Source organism: Alcaligenes sp. PF14 (genome assembly GCF_037150615.1).
Classification (GTDB): Bacteria; Pseudomonadota; Gammaproteobacteria; order Burkholderiales; family Burkholderiaceae_B; genus Alcaligenes; species Alcaligenes phenolicus.
Genome location: NZ_JBAGRS010000005.1, coordinates 228265 through 245948 on the forward strand (window position 1 = coordinate 228265; position 17684 = coordinate 245948).

General features: G+C 57.4%; 24 protein-coding genes. 22 read left to right on the plus strand and 2 right to left on the minus strand.

The window, feature by feature from the left end; genetic code table 11:
* Positions 1-70: 70 nt before the first annotated feature.
* The 21 genes from WFM49_RS12450 to tatC all read left to right on the plus strand — a co-directional run bounded on the left by WFM49_RS12450 (position 71) and on the right by tatC (position 14770).
* The gene (locus WFM49_RS12450; RefSeq protein ID WP_009455504.1) at positions 71-895 is read left to right on the plus strand and encodes an ABC transporter ATP-binding protein; all 825 of its coding nucleotides are present in this window, start codon (positions 71-73) and stop codon (positions 893-895) included.
* Complete coding sequence (gene mlaE / locus WFM49_RS12455) at positions 892-1677, plus strand: lipid asymmetry maintenance ABC transporter permease subunit MlaE (RefSeq protein WP_009455496.1); 786 nt, start codon at positions 892-894, stop codon at positions 1675-1677. Before WFM49_RS12450 ends, mlaE begins: the two co-directional genes overlap by 4 nt.
* Positions 1678-1698: 21 nt before the next feature.
* Positions 1699-2175 carry an outer membrane lipid asymmetry maintenance protein MlaD gene (gene mlaD, locus WFM49_RS12460; protein WP_009455494.1) on the plus strand — a complete coding sequence of 159 codons (477 nt, stop codon included), beginning with the start codon at positions 1699-1701 and terminating at the stop codon, positions 2173-2175.
* A gap of 40 nt (positions 2176-2215) precedes the next feature.
* Entirely contained in the window at positions 2216-2995 is a 780-nt protein-coding gene (locus WFM49_RS12465; RefSeq protein WP_051359147.1) for an MlaA family lipoprotein, read from the plus strand.
* 38 nt (positions 2996-3033) lie between these two features.
* Positions 3034-3705: an MlaC/ttg2D family ABC transporter substrate-binding protein gene (locus WFM49_RS12470; protein WP_009455492.1), complete on the plus strand. Its 672-nt coding sequence runs from the start codon at positions 3034-3036 to the stop codon at positions 3703-3705.
* Between the two features lie 186 nt (positions 3706-3891).
* Positions 3892-4683 (plus strand): ABC transporter ATP-binding protein, encoded by a 792-nt coding sequence (locus tag WFM49_RS12475; RefSeq protein WP_336973533.1) that lies wholly within the window; start codon positions 3892-3894, stop codon positions 4681-4683.
* A gap of 95 nt (positions 4684-4778) precedes the next feature.
* Positions 4779-5537 (plus strand): ABC transporter permease, encoded by a 759-nt coding sequence (locus WFM49_RS12480; RefSeq protein WP_051359148.1) that lies wholly within the window; start codon positions 4779-4781, stop codon positions 5535-5537.
* 4 nt (positions 5538-5541) lie between these two features.
* Positions 5542-5790, plus strand: a complete 249-nt coding sequence (locus WFM49_RS12485) for a BolA family protein (protein ID WP_009455487.1) — start codon at positions 5542-5544, stop codon at positions 5788-5790.
* Positions 5783-7042 carry a UDP-N-acetylglucosamine 1-carboxyvinyltransferase gene (gene murA / locus WFM49_RS12490; protein WP_009455486.1) on the plus strand — a complete coding sequence of 420 codons (1260 nt, stop codon included), beginning with the start codon at positions 5783-5785 and terminating at the stop codon, positions 7040-7042. The genes WFM49_RS12485 and murA overlap by 8 nt, the downstream gene beginning before the upstream one ends.
* Complete coding sequence (gene hisG / locus WFM49_RS12495) at positions 7042-7716, plus strand: ATP phosphoribosyltransferase (protein WP_009455485.1); 675 nt, start codon at positions 7042-7044, stop codon at positions 7714-7716. The genes murA and hisG overlap by 1 nt, the downstream gene beginning before the upstream one ends.
* Before the next feature lie 129 nt (positions 7717-7845).
* Positions 7846-9150: a histidinol dehydrogenase gene (hisD, locus tag WFM49_RS12500; protein ID WP_250756255.1), complete on the plus strand. Its 1305-nt coding sequence runs from the start codon at positions 7846-7848 to the stop codon at positions 9148-9150.
* Between the two features lie 25 nt (positions 9151-9175).
* Positions 9176-9763 carry an imidazoleglycerol-phosphate dehydratase HisB gene (hisB, locus tag WFM49_RS12505; protein ID WP_009455482.1) on the plus strand — a complete coding sequence of 196 codons (588 nt, stop codon included), beginning with the start codon at positions 9176-9178 and terminating at the stop codon, positions 9761-9763.
* Positions 9764-9783: 20 nt separating this feature from the next.
* Positions 9784-10431 (plus strand): imidazole glycerol phosphate synthase subunit HisH, encoded by a 648-nt coding sequence (gene hisH, locus WFM49_RS12510; protein WP_250756256.1) that lies wholly within the window; start codon positions 9784-9786, stop codon positions 10429-10431.
* A 77-nt stretch (positions 10432-10508) separates the two neighbouring features.
* Positions 10509-11249 (plus strand): 1-(5-phosphoribosyl)-5-[(5-phosphoribosylamino)methylideneamino]imidazole-4-carboxamide isomerase, encoded by a 741-nt coding sequence (gene hisA / locus WFM49_RS12515; protein ID WP_009455480.1) that lies wholly within the window; start codon positions 10509-10511, stop codon positions 11247-11249.
* The gene (gene hisF, locus WFM49_RS12520) at positions 11246-12037 is read left to right on the plus strand and encodes an imidazole glycerol phosphate synthase subunit HisF (protein WP_250756257.1); all 792 of its coding nucleotides are present in this window, start codon (positions 11246-11248) and stop codon (positions 12035-12037) included. Before hisA ends, hisF begins: the two co-directional genes overlap by 4 nt.
* Complete coding sequence (gene hisI / locus WFM49_RS12525) at positions 12037-12441, plus strand: phosphoribosyl-AMP cyclohydrolase (RefSeq protein WP_009455478.1); 405 nt, start codon at positions 12037-12039, stop codon at positions 12439-12441. Before hisF ends, hisI begins: the two co-directional genes overlap by 1 nt.
* Positions 12438-12791 carry a phosphoribosyl-ATP diphosphatase gene (locus WFM49_RS12530; protein ID WP_021447244.1) on the plus strand — a complete coding sequence of 118 codons (354 nt, stop codon included), beginning with the start codon at positions 12438-12440 and terminating at the stop codon, positions 12789-12791. The genes hisI and WFM49_RS12530 overlap by 4 nt, the downstream gene beginning before the upstream one ends.
* 83 nt (positions 12792-12874) lie before the next feature.
* On the plus strand, positions 12875-13243 hold the full coding sequence (locus WFM49_RS12535) for a histidine triad nucleotide-binding protein (protein WP_026483636.1): 369 nt from the start codon (positions 12875-12877) through the stop codon (positions 13241-13243).
* A 12-nt stretch (positions 13244-13255) separates the two neighbouring features.
* On the plus strand, positions 13256-13489 hold the full coding sequence (gene tatA, locus WFM49_RS12540; RefSeq protein WP_021447245.1) for a Sec-independent protein translocase subunit TatA: 234 nt from the start codon (positions 13256-13258) through the stop codon (positions 13487-13489).
* 22 nt (positions 13490-13511) lie between these two features.
* Positions 13512-14006: a Sec-independent protein translocase protein TatB gene (gene tatB / locus WFM49_RS12545; protein WP_254500218.1), complete on the plus strand. Its 495-nt coding sequence runs from the start codon at positions 13512-13514 to the stop codon at positions 14004-14006.
* Positions 14003-14770, plus strand: coding sequence for a twin-arginine translocase subunit TatC (gene tatC, locus WFM49_RS12550; RefSeq protein ID WP_009455473.1), 768 nt, complete (start codon positions 14003-14005; stop codon positions 14768-14770). Before tatB ends, tatC begins: the two co-directional genes overlap by 4 nt.
* Before the next feature lie 279 nt (positions 14771-15049).
* On the opposite strand, the gene WFM49_RS12555 is transcribed toward tatC, so the two are convergent.
* Complete coding sequence (locus WFM49_RS12555; RefSeq protein WP_009455472.1) at positions 15050-16222, minus strand: S1C family serine protease; 1173 nt, start codon at positions 16220-16222, stop codon at positions 15050-15052.
* Positions 16223-16247: 25 nt separating this feature from the next.
* Between WFM49_RS12555 and WFM49_RS12560 the strand changes: the two genes are divergently transcribed.
* Positions 16248-17024, plus strand: a complete 777-nt coding sequence (locus WFM49_RS12560) for a Nif3-like dinuclear metal center hexameric protein (RefSeq protein WP_336973541.1) — start codon at positions 16248-16250, stop codon at positions 17022-17024.
* A gap of 181 nt (positions 17025-17205) precedes the next feature.
* On the opposite strand, the gene mscL is transcribed toward WFM49_RS12560, so the two are convergent.
* A complete protein-coding gene (gene mscL, locus WFM49_RS12565; RefSeq protein ID WP_009455470.1) occupies positions 17206-17661 on the minus strand; it encodes a large conductance mechanosensitive channel protein MscL in 456 nt (151 codons plus the stop codon).
* Between the last annotated feature and the right edge of the window lie 23 nt (positions 17662-17684).

Consider the following 17684-nt stretch of genomic DNA (forward strand, 5'->3'; position numbering starts at 1 on the left):
GCAAGACATTGAGACGCCGGAGCTGCAAGCGGTACAATGGCAGGTCCTTTTATCCCCTTTTGCCCGCGACATGGTTGTAAATACTGACCGAGCCGTACTAAATCTGGACTCCGCCTCGCTGGGCTACGGTGCCTTTACCGTGCTCGCGGACGTGTCCATGACCGTTCAGAAAGGTCAGGTCGTCGCCATGATGGGGGGGTCAGGTTCCGGAAAAACAACACTTCTGCGTGCTGCGACCGGACAAATTCGTGCTCAGAAAGGGACTGTTACGGTTTTTGGCCAGGACTTGGCCAAGCTGGACGGCGAGGCTCTGCGCCAGACGCGCCAACGCATGGGTGTGCTGTTTCAACAGGGTGCCCTGTTTACGGACCTGAACGTGTTTGAAAACGTGGCGTTTCCCCTGCGGGAGCTGACGAACGACTCCGAAGCCGCCATTCAGGACCGTGTACTGGACAAGCTGGACGCCGTTGGCCTGCGCGCGGCTGCCCATTTGGGCATCAATGAAATTTCTGGCGGTATGGCCCGCCGGGTTGCCCTGGCCCGTGCCATTGTGCTGGAGCCCGAGCTGATTCTGTACGACGAACCCTTTGCCGGCCTGGACCCTATTTCCATGGGCATTACCGCGCAGCTGATTCGCGACCTGACCGACCGCCTGAACTGCGCTTCAGTACTGATTACGCACGATGTGGCCGAATCCTTTGCGATTGCCGACCAGGTTTATATTGTTGGCCAGGGACGTTTGCTGACCCAGGGCACGCCCACCGAGCTGCGCGCTTCCAAGGATCCTTACGTGCAGCAGTTCCTGCGTGGTGAACCCGATGGCCCTATTGCCTTTAACTATCCCGTCACCCCGGCTTTTGAAGCCTGGCTCCAGAATCGGACGACGCGCTCATGAATTTCATCACCGCCCCGATTAGCGCGCTAGGCGCTGCGATACGCAATAGCATCTACGGCCTGGGTGCCTTCAGCCGTTTGTTCGTGGCCTTGCTGGCCCGTTCCTCCTTGCTGTGGCGTCGCCCCCGTCTGGTTTCCCAGCAAATCCACTTTATTGGCAACTATTCGCTGCTGATCATTGCCGTTTCCGGACTGTTCGTGGGTTTTGTGCTGGGCTTGCAAGGTTATTACACACTGAACCGCTATGGTTCCGAAGAGGCCTTGGGCCTGCTGGTCGCCCTGTCTCTGGTACGTGAACTGGGACCGGTCGTCACCGCCCTGCTGTTTGCAGGCCGGGCCGGTACATCGTTAACCGCTGAAATCGGCTTGATGAAGGCCGGTGAACAGATTGCCGCCATGGAAGTCATGGCGGTGGACCCCTTGCGCCGCCTGCTGGTACCGCGCTTTTGGGGCGGCATCATTGCCATGCCCATTCTGGCCGCCGTGTTCTCCATGGTCGGCATCCTGGGCGGCTATGTCGTCGGTGTGCAGATGATCGGCATTGATGCAGGCGCCTTCTGGTCGCAAATGCAAAACGGTGTCGATGTGATTGATGACGTACTCAACGGAGTGATCAAAAGCCTGGTATTTGGCCTGATCGTGACCTTGATTGCGCTGTATATGGGCTGGCATGCCAAGGCCACGCCCGAAGGCGTTTCTCGCGCGACCACACGCACGGTCGTCAGCGGCGCTTTGGCGGTATTGGGCACGGACTTCCTGCTCACCGCCCTTATGTTCAGTTAACTATTTAGGAATTGCTCAACTATGAATCGCGAGAAAACCGATTTCTGGGTTGGCCTGTTTGTTTTGCTGGGGCTGGTCGCACTGGCATTCCTGGCCCTGCGCGCGGGTAACCTCAGTTCTTTTTCCTTTGCAAAAACCTACCAGGTATCGGCCAAGTTCGATAATCTGGGTGGCCTGAAACCACGCGCTCCCATCAAGGCCAGCGGTGTGGTCGTTGGCCGGGTTGGCTCCATTGGTTTTGACAACCAGGACTTCAAAGCGGTGGTCACCCTGGATATGGACGAGCACTACAAGTTTCCTGTCGACACCTCGGCCTCCATCCTGACGTCAGGCCTGCTGGGCGAACAGTACATTGGCCTGACTGCTGGTGGCGACGACAAGGACCTGCAAGGTGGCAGCACCATTACCTATACTCAAAGCGCGGTTGTGCTGGAAGAACTGATCAGCAAGTTCCTCTACAACACGGCCTCCAAGGACGGCGGCTCCAAATCGGAGTAAGCAAACCCGCCCGTTCATGCTCATTACAGACGACACAACCATGAATACAACAACTCGCCGCTCTTACTCCCTGCCTCGTGGAGTCCGTTTGAGCCTGATCGGTGCCAGTGCTGCGCTTGTGGCCGGTTGCGCCAGTGTGCCCAACCCCAACCCCCAGGACCCTTGGGAAGGCATGAACCGTGGCATCTACGCCTTTAACGAAACCGTGGACGGCGCGCTGATCAAACCGATTGCAGAAGGCTACAACGCCCTGACGCCGCAGCCTGCACGCACATGTATTAGTAACATTTTCAACAACCTGGGCGATGCCTGGTCGGCCGTCAACAGCTTCCTGCAAGGCGAGCACGTTGACTTCTTCAACACCCTGGGCCGAGTCCTGTTCAACTCGACCATGGGCCTGGGCGGTTGTATTGACGTTGCCACCATGAATGGCTCCAAGCGCATCCCCAACGACTTTGGTGTGACGCTGGGCGTATGGGGCGTCAAGTCTGGCCCTTACGTGGTTCTGCCCTTCTTTGGCCCCAGCACCGTTCGCGACGGTGTGGCACGTGGCACCAGCTTCCTGGAGGGCTTCTCCTCCACGGGTCCGATCATGGCGATCAAGGATGTACCGGTACGCAACAGCATCCTGGGTTTGTGGGCCTTGGATGCCCGTGCTGGCGTGCTGGATGCAGAAAAACTTGTTAACGACATCGCCCTTGACCGCTACAGCTTCATACGCGACGCTTACCTGCAAAGACGCCATGCGATGGTGCAAGCCCGCCGCACCGGTGGCGACACCAGCCAGGACCTACCTGACTACTCGGACGCAGACGAATAAAAACGCGCTGCCCGCAGAACATTCTTCTGGAGTTTTTTATGATTTCCCGTCCCGCCTTGGGCGGGACTGCTTTGCAGTCCTCCCCCTCTCGCCTGATTTCCTGGATCCTGACCGTCTGTGCGGCCCTGGCTCTGTGTTTGCACGCCATCGCAGCCCAGGCACAAGTTGCAGATCCCAAAGGGGAGCCCAACAAGTTTGTTGAATCGGTCGGCAATCAAGCCTTGCAAGTGGTCAAGGAAAGCGACGCCATCCGCAAGGGTGACCGCGCTGCCATTCTGGCTGCCGTGAACGAAAACATCATGCCCTACGTGAACCTGGAAAAGACGACACGTCTGTCCGCGGGCCGCTACTGGCGTCAAGCCAACCCAGAACAGCGTCAGAAACTGGTCGAAGCGTTCAAGGGCACCTTGGTTCGCACCTACAGTGGCGCCTTGTCCCGCGTGGATGACAAGACACAGCTGACCATCCTGCCTTTCCGTGGCGATTCCAATGCAGACGACGTGGTGGTGCGCTCCTCGCTGACTCAGTCCAACGGTGGCCCGGTCGGTGTGGATTACCGCCTGGAAAAAACACCGGAAGGCTGGAAAATCTACGACTTGAACGTAGAAGGCATCTGGCTGATTCAAAACTACCGCAACCAGTTTGCCCAGCAAATTGAGCAAGGTGGTATTGATGGCCTGATTCAGGCGCTGAACAAACAAAACAGTTAAGGCAGGCCGTGGCAAGCACGGGCGCTTTGGTCGGGCATTCTTAAGCAGACCAGAGTCGTACTCTATAATAAAGAGCCTGATCACCCCCAAACAGGTCTACGCCCATGCGTAGGCCTGTTTAGTTAACAAAGACGCTACAGCGACGACTTCCCCCGCCACACCCGCGTCAGGCCAACCCAAACTGCCATGTCCGCCTTCAAACTCGATAACGTCAGTAAACGCTTCGCTCCCCAAAGCCGGGGACTCAAAAGCCTGTTTTCCCCTCCCCGTTCCGATGCCGGTTTTCTGGCCGTCGATCAGGTCACCCTGACTATCGAACATGGTGAATTTTTCGGCTTGCTCGGCCCTAACGGCGCCGGCAAAACAACCCTGATTTCCATGTTGGCCGGCCTGACCCGTCCCACCAGCGGCCAGGTCAGTGTCTGTGGTTACGATGTGCGCACCCAGTATCAAAAAGCCCGCCAATCGCTGGGCGTGGTGCCACAGGAAATTGTTTACGATCCCTTTTTCACCGTCCGTGAAACCTTGCGTCTGCAATCGGGCTACTTTGGCCTGAAAAACAATGACGACTGGATCGACGAGATTCTGGCCAATCTGGCCCTGAGCGACAAGGCCGATGTGAACATGCGCGCCTTGTCCGGCGGCATGAAGCGCCGCGTTCTGGTCGCCCAGGCACTGGTGCACCGCCCCCCTGTCATTATTCTGGATGAGCCCACTGCCGGTGTGGACGTGGACCTGCGCCGCACGCTGTGGGAGTTCATTATTCGCCTGAATCAACAAGGCCACACCATCTTGCTGACCACCCACTATCTGGAAGAAGCCCAGGCCCTCTGTGGTCGCCTGGCCATGCTTAAAAGTGGCAAGATCGTCGCCCTGGATACCACGCAAGCCATTATGGAGCGCGCAGGCGGCCACGATCTGGAGGATGCATTTGTGCGCATCATGCACAACGAAGGAAAAATGGGAGTCGCACTGTGAACCAGAACAATTCTCCCAAGCACTGGGGCGTACCTCAAAACACGGACGCCCCCGCTGCCAAGATCGGCACCCTGAGCCTGCCCCCTCAGCCCAAGATGGGCTCGGGCTTTCCTACGCTGCTGCGCAAGGAGCTGATGCGTTTCTGGAAAGTGGGCTTTCAGACCATTGCTGCGCCCGTTTTGACGGCGCTGATGTATTTGCTGATTTTCGCCCACGTCCTTGAAGGCCGCGTCACGGTATACGACTCCGTGCCCTACACCGCCTTCCTGATTCCGGGCCTGATGATGATGAGCATGTTGCAAAACGCTTTTGCGAACCCGTCCTCATCACTGATCCAAAGCCGCATTACAGGTAATCTGGTCTTTATCCTGCTGCCACCGCTCTCGCACCGCGAGATTTTCGCCGCCTATCTGCTGGCGTCCATCGCCCGCGGTGTCTGTGTGGGCCTCTGTGTGTGGCTGGTGTCGCTGTTCTTCGTGACCCTGCCTGTGGCCAAGCCTTTATGGGTATTGGTGTTTGCCGTCATGTCTTGCGGCATCATGGGAGCCTTGGGTCTGATCGCCGGCTTGTGGTCTGAAAAATTCGACCAGTTGGCGGCATTCCAGAACTTCCTGATCATGCCTGCTACCTTTCTGTCGGGTGTGTTCTATTCCATCCATAGCCTGCCACCCTTCTGGCAAACTGTTTCACACTGGAACCCGTTGCTCTATACCATTGACGGGTTCCGCTACGGTTTTTTTGCCGCCTCGGATATTTCTCCCTGGTTCAGCCTAACCGTTGTCGCCAGCGTCTTTGTTGCGCTGTGTCTGATTTCGCTACGCCTGCTTGCCTCAGGCTATAAATTACGGAATTGATTTCATGTTGCCGACCCCCGAACAAGTTCACCAATACATTGCCGACAACCTGCCCTGTGAACACTTGCAAGTGCAAGGCGATGGTTCGCACTTTGAGGCCCTGATCGTCAGCACCGCCTTTGAAGGCAAACGCCTGATTGCGCGTCACCAACTGGTTTACAAAGCCCTGGGCGACCGGATGAAAGCCGAAATCCACGCCCTGTCCATGCGCACGCTTACCCCCGACGAATACAAGGCCAATCCGAATGGATAAATTACGCATCACAGGCGGACAACGCCTGAATGGCGAGATCACCGTCTCTGGCGCCAAAAACGCCGCCCTGCCCATTCTGTGCGCCAGTCTGCTGGCTGCTGACACGGTGTACCTGGACAATGTCCCGCGTCTGCGTGACATCGACACTACTCTGAAGCTGTTGGGACAGTTGGGTGTCACCCAGAAGCGCAATGGCACACTGGAGCTGAATGCAGGCAACATCACCAATCTGGAAGCGCCCTACGAACTGGTGAAAACCATGCGCGCCTCCATTCTGGTGCTGGGCCCCCTGCTGGCGCGCTTTGGCGAGGCACGCGTCAGCCTGCCCGGTGGTTGTGCCATTGGCCAACGCCCTGTGGATCAGCACATCAAGGGTCTGGCGGCCATGGGTGCAGAAATCCATGTCGAGCACGGCTTTGTGAATGCCCGCGCCAAACGCTTGCGCGGTGCCGTGGTGCGCACGGATATGGTGACAGTCACCGGCACCGAAAACCTGATGATGGCCGCCGTTCTGGCTGAAGGCCAAACCATTCTGGAAAACGCAGCCCGCGAACCGGAAATTATTGATCTGGCCGAGCTGCTGATCAAAATGGGTGCCAAGATCCAGGGCCACGGTACCGACCGTATCGTCATTGACGGTGTCGAGCGCCTGCACGGTGCCAAACACACCATCTGCCCCGACCGTATTGAAGCCGGTACGTTCCTGTGCGCCGTTGCCGCTACCGGTGGCGAACTGACCTTGCGCAATACCGATGCTGACGCCATGGGCGCCACGCTGGACAAGCTGCGCGAAGCCGGACTGCAGATTGAAACCGGCTCGGACTGGATCAAGGCCAGCATGAATGGTCGCCCCAAGGCGGTCAGCTTCCGTACCAGCGAATACCCCGGCTTCCCCACGGACATGCAGGCTCAATTGATGGCACTGAACACCATTGCCGACGGCACCGCCTCGGTCGTGGAAACCATCTTTGAAAATCGCTACATGCACGTACAGGAACTGAACCGACTGGGTGCACAGATCGATATCGAAGGCCATATGGCCGTCGTTACCGGCGTTCCTTACCTGACTGGCGCCACCGTCATGGCAACCGACCTGCGTGCGTCAGCCAGCCTGGTCATTGCAGGCCTGGCGGCTCGGGGTGACACTACCGTCGAACGCATCTACCATCTGGACCGTGGCTACGACCGCATGGAAGCCAAGCTTCAAGCCGTAGGCGCCAACATCGAGCGAATCAGCAGCAAGGAAACCTAATGAGTCCCGCCGGTTTAAATCAACCTCTGACGCTGGCCTTGTCCAAAGGCCGGATTTTTGACGAAACCCTGCCCTTGCTGGAAGAGGCAGGCATCAAGGTGCTGGAAAGCCCCGAAACGTCGCGCAAACTGATCCTGCCCACCAATAACCCGGACCTGCGTCTGATTATTGTGCGTGCCACCGACGTGCCAACTTACGTGCAATACGGTGCCGCCCATATCGGGATTGCCGGCAAGGACGTGCTGTACGAGCACATGGAACAGCACCCCGGCGGTCTGTACCAGCCCGTGGACCTGAACATTGCCCGTTGCCGCCTGTGTGTGGCCGTGGCCGAAGGCTTTGACTACCATTCGGCCGTCAAGCAAGGTTCGCGCCTGCGTATCGCCACCAAATACACCCGCGCTGCCCGCGAGCACTTCGCCAGCAAAGGCGTATATGTGGACTTGATCAAGCTGTATGGCTCCATGGAACTGGCTCCGCTGGTCGGTCTGGCCGACGCCATTGTGGACCTGGTCTCCAGCGGCGGCACCTTGCGTGCCAACAAGCTGGTGGAAGTGGAAGACATCACCCCCATTTCCTCGCGCTTGATCGTCAATCAGGCTGCCATGAAGAACCGTGGTGCCCAGTTGCAACCCCTGATCGACGCTTTCTCTCGCGCTTCGGTAGACGAGTAAAACTTCCCCTGCCACGGGCGGGGGATAAACAGCCTGACAATCCTGCTTGCGCAAAAGGCGCAGACCGCCTTTTGCCTAAGCGAAATGTTATACACTGGCCTTTGAACCTTAGCTTTTTCCCATAGCGACATGTCACTGATCCATCGCCTGACCTCCCAATCCGCCCAGTTCGATGCCGAACTGCGCACTCTACTGGCTTACGAAGCGTCCGAAGACGCGTCTATCGAGCACGCTTGTGCCGAAATTCTGCATCGTATCCAGCATGAGGGGGACACGGCCTTGCTGGATTACACCCAGCGCTTTGACCGACTGGCTGTTGAACAGGCCTCGGCACTGGAAATCTCCAAAGAAGAACTGTTTGCGGCTCTGGACAGCCTGCCTGTCGATCAGCGCAAGGCACTGGAACAGGCCGCCGAGCGTGTGCGTCGTTACCACGAGCATCAGCGCACTGAAACCTGGACCTACACGGAAGCCGATGGCACCGTGCTGGGCCAGCAAGTTACCCCCTTGGACCGTGTGGGACTGTATGTCCCCGGTGGCAAGGCCGCTTACCCCTCCTCGGTTCTGATGAACGCCATTCCTGCCAAAGTGGCGGGTGTTCCAGAGCTGATCATGGTCACGCCTACACCCGATGGCGTGCGCAACCCCATCGTGCTGGCGGCTGCCGCCCTGGGCGGTGTCGATCGCGTGTTCACTATTGGTGGCGCGCAGGCTGTAGGCGCTTTGGCTTACGGTACGGACACCATCCCGCCGGTAGACAAGATTGTCGGCCCCGGCAACGCCTATGTCGCCGCTGCCAAACGCCGCGTCTTTGGCGTCGTTGGCATCGACATGATTGCCGGCCCGTCCGAAATCCTGATCATCAGCGACGGCAGTGCTCCTGCTGACTGGGTGGCCATGGACCTGTTCTCCCAGGCGGAACACGACGAGCTGGCCCAGGCCATCTTGCTGTGTCCCGATGCGGACTTCCTGGACCAGGTTGAAGCGGCCATCGAACGTCTGCTCCCCACCATGCCACGCGCGGACATCATCCGTCGCAGCCTGTCTGGTCGCGGTGCCCTGATCCACGTCCGCGATCTGGACGAGGCCTGTAAGATCAGCAACCATATCGCACCGGAACACCTGGAAGTCTCTACCCGTAACGCCCAGGACTTGTTGAGCAAAATCCGCCATGCTGGCGCCATTTTCCTGGGCCCTTACAGTTCCGAATCGCTGGGCGATTACTGTGCCGGGCCTAACCATGTCCTGCCGACGGCACGCACTGCGCGTTTCTCGTCACCTTTGGGCGTCTACGATTTCCAGAAACGCAGCAGCATTATTCAGGTTTCAGAATCAGGCGCCCAAACACTGGGACCCATAGCCGCTACGCTGGCACAAGGCGAGGGCCTGTACGCCCACGCTGCCAGCGCGCAATTCCGATTGAACCAATCCTGATACCGGCCTTGCCGCCGGCACTGATATGCGTACCGCCGAGATTACCCGCAATACCAATGAAACCCGCATCCGCGTGGCCGTTAACCTGGACGGCACCGGCCGTCACTCGCTCAACAGCGGCGTGCCCTTTCTGGACCACATGCTGGACCAGATCGCCCGCCACGGTCTGATTGACCTGGACGTGCACTGTGAGGGCGACACCCACATCGATGATCACCACACTGTCGAGGATATCGGCATTGCACTGGGCCAGGCTTTTGCCAAGGCCGTAGGCAGCAAAGCCGGTCTGCGCCGCTACGGCCATGCCTATGTACCATTGGACGAGTCGCTCTCGCGCGTAGTGGTGGACTTCTCCGGTCGCCCCGGCCTGTTTTATTTTGTGCCCTTTACCCGCGCACGAATCGGCCAGTTCGATGTAGACTTGGCACGCGAGTTTTTCCAGGGTTTTGTCAATCACGCCCTGGTTTCTATGCACATCGATAACCTGCGCGGCGAAAACGCACACCACCAGTGCGAAACCGTGTTCAAAGCCTTTGGCCGAGCATTGCGTATGGCTCTGGAGCTGGACCCACGTAGCGAAGGCGTGGTGCCTTCGACCAAAGGGGTTCTGTAAACGTCCTTCGGACACACATCGTGACCACTATCGCTATTGTCGATTACGGTTCGGGCAACATCTTCTCGGTTGCCCGAGCACTGCATGCCGCCGCAGCTGATGCGCGCATCGTTCTTGCTCAAACCCCTCAAGCCATTCTGGATGCGGACCGGGTTGTCTTACCCGGCCAGGGTGCCATGCCCGATTGCATGGCCCACCTGGACCAATCCGGTTTGCGTGATGCCTTGCTGACAGCCGCCCGCAACAAGCCCTTATTGGGCATTTGCGTAGGCGAACAAATGCTGTTCGATTCCAGTCAGGAAGGCAATGTCCCCTGTTTAGGTCTGATTCCCGGCCAAGTGCGCCGTTTTGAGGGCCCGAACTACAAAAGCAGCGACCACGCCTCCGGCCCCGGGCTGAAAGTGCCCCATATTGGCTGGAACCGCGTACACCAGACTCAGGATCATCCCTTATGGGCTGGCATTGAGGATGGCGCGTTCTTTTACTTTGTTCATAGCTACTTTGTCGATCCGCTGCATATAGATCAAACTTGTGGTTCGACGCAGTATGGCCAACGCTTTACCTCGGCGATAGCAAACGCTAATATTTTTGCGTTGCAATGCCATCCTGAGAAAAGCGCAGACAACGGCCTGCAACTGTTCCGGAATTTCGCCAACTGGAAGCCATGATTTTTCAAGCAAGCTTCCCGGCGTTGTTCTGACTTTTTCCGACCCAGTATTTCTTACGTTTTTTACGGCTAAAGACCATGCTTTTGATTCCCGCCATCGACCTCAAAGACGGGCGTTGTGTGCGCCTTCGCCAGGGTGACCTGGACGATGCCACTATTTTCTCGGATGATCCGGCCAAAATAGCAACACAATGGCTGGAACAAGGGGCCCGGCGCCTGCATCTGGTGGACCTGAACGGCGCTTTTGCCGGTAAGCCCAAGAACAGCGAAGCCATCAAATCCATCATTGCTGCCATCGACGGTGAAATTCCCGTACAGATCGGCGGTGGTATCCGCGACCTGGATACCATCGAGCGCTACCTGGACGCTGGCATGAGCTATGTCATTATTGGCACTGCCGCTGTCAAAAGCCCTGGTTTCCTGCAAGACGCCTGCAGCGCCTTTCCTGGCAACATCATTGTTGGCCTGGATGCCCGTGACGGCAAAATCGCCACCGACGGCTGGAGCAAGCTGACCCGCCACGACGTACTGGATCTGGCCAAGAAATTTGAAGACTACGGCTGCGAGTCCATTATCTACACCGATATTGGCCGCGACGGCATGCTGACTGGCGTGAACATCGAAGCCACCGTCAAGCTGTCCCAGCACGTGAAGATTCCCGTCATCGCCTCCGGCGGTGTTACCAACCTGAAAGACATCGAAGACCTGTGTGCCGTAGAGCACGAAGGCATCGAAGGTGTGATTTTGGGTCGCAGCATTTACGAAGGCACCCTGAATTTTGCCGAGGCGCAAACCTTCGCTGACGAGTACCAGGCATGAGCCAGGACGTCACCAACGAATTAGCCTGCCGCATCATTCCTTGTCTGGACGTGACCGCTGGCCGTGTGGTCAAAGGCATCAACTTTGTGGATCTGGTCGATGCCGGAGACCCGGTCGAGATCGCCCGCAAGTACAACGACCAGGGCGCCGACGAACTGACCTTCCTGGACATTACGGCCACCTCGGACAACCGTGATCTGATCTTGCCCATCATCGAACAGGTGGCCAGCCAGATTTTCATCCCCCTGACAGTGGGCGGTGGTGTGCGTGAAGTGGCCGACATCCAGCGCCTGCTCAATGCCGGTGCGGACAAGGTGTCCATTAACAGCGCCGCCATCAGCAACCCGGACCTGGTGCGTGCCGCCAGCGATCACCATGGCAAGCAATGCATGGTCGTCGCCATTGATGCACGCCGTGTCAGCGCCGAAAACGAAGCACCACGCTGGGAAGTCTTTACCCACGGCGGTCGTCGTGGAACCGGCCTGGACGTGGTGGAATGGGCAGCCCGCATGGCCGAATACGGCGCCGGCGAACTGCTGCTGACCAGCATGGACCGCGACGGCACCAAATCCGGCTTTGATCTGGAACTGACTCGTGCCGTGTCCGAGGCGGTCTCCATTCCCGTTATCGCCTCTGGTGGAGTGGGCGGCCTGCAAGACCTGGCCGATGGCGTGATCAAGGGCGGCGCCAGTGCCGTACTGGCCGCCAGCATCTTCCACTACGGTCAACACACTATTGCCGAAGCCAAGGATTTCATGGCTGCGCAAGGTATTCAGGTGCGACGCTAATGGCTGACTTACCGGCCTGGCTGGCTGAAATCCGCTTTGATGAACAAGGCTTGATCCCCGCGATTGCGCAGGACCAGGCCACGGGCAAAATCTTGATGGTCGCCTGGATGAACCAGGAGTCCCTGCAAGAGACCGTCAGCACCGGCCGCGCCGTGTACTGGTCGCGTTCCCGCCAGCGCCTGTGGCGCAAGGGCGAGGAATCCGGCCACGTGCAGCACGTCAGCGACTTGCGCCTGGACTGTGATGGCGACGTTATTTTGCTTAGCGTGGAGCAGGTTGGCCAGATCGCCTGTCATACGGGTCGTGAAAGCTGCTTTTATCGCCAGCTGCAAGGCCAGAGCGATCAGGCACAATGGGTGGCGGTTGACCCCGTCCTGAAAGACCCGGAGCATATTTACCGATGAGCGAACAACCTACTGTCGAGACCATCCTCGATCATCTTGGCCGCACCCTGAAGTCCCGCCTGCCTGCACAAGGCGGGGACCCATCCTCTTCCTACGCCGCCAAGCTGCTGGCCAAGGGACCGGATGCATTCCTGAAGAAAATCGGGGAAGAAGCGACCGAGCTGGTCATGGCTGCCAAGGATGAAGAACGCGAGCGCATCGTCTACGAAACGGCAGACCTGTGGTTTCATAGCCTGGTGGCCCTGACTTACTACGGTCTGGAGCCCCGCGATGTCCTGACAGAACTGCTGCGCCGCGAAGGTACATCTGGGCTGGAAGAAAAAGCTTCGCGCCCTAAGGACCAGGTGTAATTCTGTCATTTAGACGCGCTACACTGTCCTGATACCTAGATTTTTGGCACTTGCCCAGCAAGTGCTTCGCTACCGAGGTTGCTATGAGCGAGAACTGTCTGTTTTGTAAAATTGCTGCCGATCAGATCCCGTCCAAAAAAGTGTACGAGGACGAGGACTTTCTGGCATTTCACGACATCAACCCAGCTGCACCTATCCATATCCTGGTAATCCCCAAGAAACACGTCGTGTCCATGCAGGACGTATCGGGCCAGGATAGCGAATGGTTGGGTAAAATGATGGCTTTGGCACCTTCCCTGGCCGCAAAGGCTGGTTGTCGCCCCGGCCCTGAAGGCGGTTTCCGCATTGTCATCAACAACGGTTTGGATGGCGGGCAGGAAATCAACCATTTACACATGCACATCTTGGGCGGTGAGCGCCCATGGCAACAACGCGCAGCCATGGCTGCTTAAGGGAGATACATTATGGGTAGCTTTAGCATTTGGCACTGGCTGATCGTTCTGGTCATCGTTGCCCTGGTTTTCGGCACCAAGAAACTGCGTAATATCGGCTCGGATCTGGGCGGTGCAGTCAAAGGTTTCAAAGAAGGCATGAAAGACGTGGGTGAAGAAGAAAAAACACCCGAAACCGTCAGCCAACGCGCTGCCGATCCTCAAACGATCGACGTGCAGGCCAAGGAAAAGTCCGATCGCGCCTGATCCCCTTCTTGTGTGAGTCTGAATGTTTGATGTCAGCTTTAGCGAACTGCTCCTGATTGGAGTGGTTGCCCTGATCGTCATCGGTCCCGAACGTCTTCCTAAAGTAGCGCGCACCGTCGGCCATTTGCTTGGCCGCGCGCAGCGCTACGTTAACGAGGTCAAGACCGATATTCAACGCGAAATCAATCTGGATGAGGTGAACAAGCTCAAAGACCAGATGGAGGACGCCGCGCGCTCGGTGCGCAGTTCGGTCGAGGACACGGGCAAAAGCATCAGCCAGCCTCTGACAGAAGCCCGCGACACCCTGCAAAACGCGTCGGAGTCCGCACGCAAGGCCTTCTCGGATACCGCCGAGAGCGCCAAGGCGAGCCCCGACGCAGCCCCCGCGAAAGAATCGGCTGCCAGTCAGCCCGATACGGATGCAGCCGCCCAGCCAGCGCCCAGTGCGCCAGCCAGTGACGACGCTCCCCGTCCTACGGATGCTCCCGCCCAACCCTCTAAAGGACCGACGGCATGAGCACCGAAGCGCCTCAAGAAGATACCTTCATCTCCCACCTGGTCGAGCTGCGTACACGCCTGCTGCGCGCGGTCATTGCCGTGGTCGGGATTTTTATCGTGCTGTTTACGTATCCTGGCGCTTCGGCCATTTATGATGTGCTGGCCCAGCCCATGATGAGCTCTCTGCCCGAGGGTACGCGCATGATTGCCACCGGGGTGATTACCCCCTTCATGGTGCCGGTCAAAGTCACCTTGATGGCATCGTTCGTATTGGCCTTGCCTATCGTGCTCTACCAGGCATGGGCCTTTATTGCGCCAGGTTTGTACAACCACGAAAAGAAGCTGGCTCTGCCGCTGATCATGACCAGCACCTTGCTGTTCATTGCCGGCATGGCGTTTTGTTATTTCGTGGTGTTCCGCACCGTGTTTCACTTCATCGCCTCGTTTGCCCCGCAATCGATTACACCAGCACCGGACATCGAAGCCTATCTGGGCTTTGTCATGACCATGTTCCTGGCCTTTGGCATTACCTTTGAAGTGCCTATCGCCGTGATTTTGCTGGTGAAAACAGGCGTTGTAACGGTAGCCAAGCTGCGCGAAATCCGTGGTTATGTAATCGTGGGCGCGTTTGTGATCGCCGCTATCGTGACTCCGCCCGATGTGGTCAGCCAGATCTTGTTGGCCGCCCCGCTATGCCTGCTTTATGAATTAGGGATTCTGGCCGCCAGCCTGATCAAGAAACGGGAAGCGGAAAACAGCGAAGGCCGCGAGCTGGATCTGTAAAACGATCAAAGCAACACCTGTTTGTACGCGTCACATGGCGTGCAGACCCAAAAATGGCTCTCTTGCCTTGCTCCAAAAGGAGTAGCCCAGAGAGCCATTTTTTTAGATACCTTGCCAAGCCTTCGCGCCACTACGATCTGCAAAACAGCGTAGCCAAATGCAAATCGCCTGACCACGCAAGCATCACACACTACCCAAGAGCCTGTACGGCCTGCAAGGCCTTGAACGCACCGTTACGCCCTTTCGGTGAACTCCAGCGAAGAGGAGAAGCTGCCGGCCCTATTTGCGCACCTGAGGTCGCATACCGACCTTGACGGGAACGTCCAGCTCCTTGCCATCGCGCAATACGCTTAATGTCACGGTCTGCCCGGGTTGCACTGGGCCAATCTGATTGAGCAGGCCAATTGAATCGGCCACCTGCTGACCATTCAAGCGCAACACAATATCGCCCACCTGCAAATGCGCCTCGGCAGCCGGACCGTGACGTTGCACACTGGCAATAATCACACCTGCATCACTCTTTAGTTTGAAAGACTTGATCAGGTCCGGGGTAATGTCCTGTGGCTCCAGGCCCAGCCAGCCGCGCGTCACTTCACCATTACGGATAATTTCGTTCATGATGGCCAGCGCAGTCGAGGACGGAATGGCAAAACCGATACCCAGCGAACCGCCCGTTTCGGAATAAATAGCGGTATTGATTCCCACCAGACGGCCAACCGCATCCACCAGGGCCCCACCCGAGTTGCCGGGATTAATGGCGGCATCGGTCTGAATGAAGTTTTCGTAAATATTGATGCCCAGGCGATTGCGTCCCAAGCCGGAGACAATGCCCATCGTCGTGGTCTGACCCACTCCGAAAGGATTGCCAATGGCCAGCACCACATCGCCCACCTGCAACTGATCCTGTTCCTGGGTCTGGATCACAGCCAGCTTGGGCAGATCCACTTTCAGCACGGCCAGATCGCTTTCAGGGTCCGAGCCAATCAGACGCGCCTTGGCCTGACGTCCATCCGATAATGCCACCTCGATGGCATCAGCCGCTTCAATCACGTGGTAATTGGTCAGGATATAACCCTGCTCGTGTACGATCACGCCCGAACCCAGGTTGATTGTGGAGCGGCGACCCATCAAGTCGGGCAGTTCGCGAAACAGGCGCTGCAGATCAGGATCTTCCAGCAAGGGGGAATTGCCTTCCAAATGCTTGCTGGTGTACACATTAACGACCGCCGGCGCGGCGCTAGTGACAGCCGAGGCATACGACAGCGGGCCATCCTGCTCCATAGCAGCCGCGGGGACCAGGGGCGGAACCGGTGCAGGCAAAACCACCGTATTCGTAGAACGGACGGGAGCCTCGGGCGCGCCCACCCACTGCGGCCGCAGCGTCACTACAATAAAAAAGCCCGCCAGACAAATTGTCACCGCTTGAGCAAACACTAGCCACAATCGACGCATAGCACTCTTTCAGATAAGGATTTCCATGACTCAGGTTTCAACAGCCGAACTGGCCAGCTGGCTCAATAGCACCTTGGATGTCGCCCGTTTCAAGGACTATTGTCCCAATGGGCTTCAGGTCGAAGGCAAGCCCTATATTGGCAAACTCGTCACCGGCGTGACGGCCTCGCTGGCACTGATTGATGCCGCTATTGCCCGCCAGGCGGACGCAATTTTGGTGCACCACGGCTGGTTCTGGAAAAACGAAAACCCGTGCATTGTAGGCGCCCGAAAAACTCGTATCGAACGCGTCCTGACGCATCAGCTTAACCTCCTGGGCTATCACCTGCCCCTGGACGCTCACCCTGTCCTGGGCAATAACGCCCAGTTGGCTCGCCAGTTAGGCATCGAGGTGCTGCGCGACGCAGACGGCGTGGCACAAACCTGTGGTCCGGATGGACTGGTCTGGCTGGGTGAACTGCCAACCCCAGTTTCACTGGAAACATTCAGCCTGACAGTTTGCAATAATTTACAACGGCAGCCACTGGTTGTTGGCGATTTACAACGGAAAATCCGCCGAATAGCTTGGTGCACAGGAGGGGCACAGGGCTTTATTGATAGCGCCATCGCTGCGCAGGCCGATCTCTACATCAGCGGCGAGGCTTCGGAACAGACATTTCACGGTGCGCAGGAAAACAATATTGCCTTCATGGCAGCCGGCCATCACGCAACCGAACGCTATGGGGCCAAGGCTTTGGGCGAAGAAATCGCTCGCCAGTTTGGCATAGAAGTGGAGTTCATCGATCTGGATAACCCGATCTGATTTCATCAAAAACCCGCGCATATGACCTTGAACAAGCTTTAAAGCGCCACAGGCTAGACAAGCCCAGGCCCTGAAAGGCTAAAATCAGGCATCCGGCGCGGGCAAACTTGACCCTGCCGGTGGGTTTACATAAACAAAAAGGTGCCGAAAGGCACCTTAAAGCTTTGATAAGTCCGGGCTTTTATTTTTTCAGCGAATCCCTGATCTCGCGCAGCAAGATGACGTCTTCAGGGGTTGGTTCGGGTACGGCCTCAGCAGCTTCAGCCTTGGCCACGGTGGCACGCATACGGTTAATCATCTTGACCATGCAAAACACCACGAAGGCCAGCAAGATGAAGTTGATGAAAATGGTCAGGAAGTTACCCCACGACAAAACAACAGCACCGGCCGCATTCAGAGCTTCCAGGGTTTCTGGGCCGGTAAAGCCCTCTGGTGTACGCAAGACCGTGAACTGGTTGGTAAAATCCACTTCGCCGCCAAGGATGAAACTGATGACGGGCATGACGATGTCTTTTACCAGCGAGTCGATAATCTTGCCAAAAGCAGCGCCAATAATGACACCGACCGCAAGGTCCATCATGTTGCCCTTAACTGCGAACTCCCGGAATTCGTTCAGGAAACCTCGAGCCTTGTTCATATGTTCACCTTTGATCAAGTTAT

Excerpts from the sequence above, each read along its gene's own strand:
- WFM49_RS12450 (WP_009455504.1), top strand. The coding sequence starts at position 71 with ATGGTTGTAAATACTGACCGAGCCGTACTAAATCTGGACTCCGCCTCG.
- mlaE (WP_009455496.1), top strand. The coding sequence starts at position 892 with ATGAATTTCATCACCGCCCCGATTAGCGCGCTAGGCGCTGCGATACGC.
- mlaD (WP_009455494.1), top strand. The coding sequence starts at position 1,699 with ATGAATCGCGAGAAAACCGATTTCTGGGTTGGCCTGTTTGTTTTGCTG.
- WFM49_RS12465 (WP_051359147.1), top strand. The coding sequence starts at position 2,216 with ATGAATACAACAACTCGCCGCTCTTACTCCCTGCCTCGTGGAGTCCGT.
- WFM49_RS12470 (WP_009455492.1), top strand. The coding sequence starts at position 3,034 with ATGATTTCCCGTCCCGCCTTGGGCGGGACTGCTTTGCAGTCCTCCCCC.
- WFM49_RS12475 (WP_336973533.1), top strand. The coding sequence starts at position 3,892 with ATGTCCGCCTTCAAACTCGATAACGTCAGTAAACGCTTCGCTCCCCAA.
- WFM49_RS12480 (WP_051359148.1), top strand. The coding sequence starts at position 4,779 with ATGGGCTCGGGCTTTCCTACGCTGCTGCGCAAGGAGCTGATGCGTTTC.
- WFM49_RS12485 (WP_009455487.1), top strand. The coding sequence starts at position 5,542 with ATGTTGCCGACCCCCGAACAAGTTCACCAATACATTGCCGACAACCTG.
- murA (WP_009455486.1), top strand. The coding sequence starts at position 5,783 with ATGGATAAATTACGCATCACAGGCGGACAACGCCTGAATGGCGAGATC.
- hisG (WP_009455485.1), top strand. The coding sequence starts at position 7,042 with ATGAGTCCCGCCGGTTTAAATCAACCTCTGACGCTGGCCTTGTCCAAA.
- hisD (WP_250756255.1), top strand. The coding sequence starts at position 7,846 with ATGTCACTGATCCATCGCCTGACCTCCCAATCCGCCCAGTTCGATGCC.
- hisB (WP_009455482.1), top strand. The coding sequence starts at position 9,176 with ATGCGTACCGCCGAGATTACCCGCAATACCAATGAAACCCGCATCCGC.
- hisA (WP_009455480.1), top strand. The coding sequence starts at position 10,509 with ATGCTTTTGATTCCCGCCATCGACCTCAAAGACGGGCGTTGTGTGCGC.
- hisF (WP_250756257.1), top strand. The coding sequence starts at position 11,246 with ATGAGCCAGGACGTCACCAACGAATTAGCCTGCCGCATCATTCCTTGT.
- hisI (WP_009455478.1), top strand. The coding sequence starts at position 12,037 with ATGGCTGACTTACCGGCCTGGCTGGCTGAAATCCGCTTTGATGAACAA.
- WFM49_RS12530 (WP_021447244.1), top strand. The coding sequence starts at position 12,438 with ATGAGCGAACAACCTACTGTCGAGACCATCCTCGATCATCTTGGCCGC.
- WFM49_RS12535 (WP_026483636.1), top strand. The coding sequence starts at position 12,875 with ATGAGCGAGAACTGTCTGTTTTGTAAAATTGCTGCCGATCAGATCCCG.
- tatA (WP_021447245.1), top strand. The coding sequence starts at position 13,256 with ATGGGTAGCTTTAGCATTTGGCACTGGCTGATCGTTCTGGTCATCGTT.
- tatB (WP_254500218.1), top strand. The coding sequence starts at position 13,512 with ATGTTTGATGTCAGCTTTAGCGAACTGCTCCTGATTGGAGTGGTTGCC.
- tatC (WP_009455473.1), top strand. The coding sequence starts at position 14,003 with ATGAGCACCGAAGCGCCTCAAGAAGATACCTTCATCTCCCACCTGGTC.
- WFM49_RS12555 (WP_009455472.1), bottom strand. The coding sequence starts at position 16,222 with ATGCGTCGATTGTGGCTAGTGTTTGCTCAAGCGGTGACAATTTGTCTG.
- WFM49_RS12560 (WP_336973541.1), top strand. The coding sequence starts at position 16,248 with ATGACTCAGGTTTCAACAGCCGAACTGGCCAGCTGGCTCAATAGCACC.
- mscL (WP_009455470.1), bottom strand. The coding sequence starts at position 17,661 with ATGAACAAGGCTCGAGGTTTCCTGAACGAATTCCGGGAGTTCGCAGTT.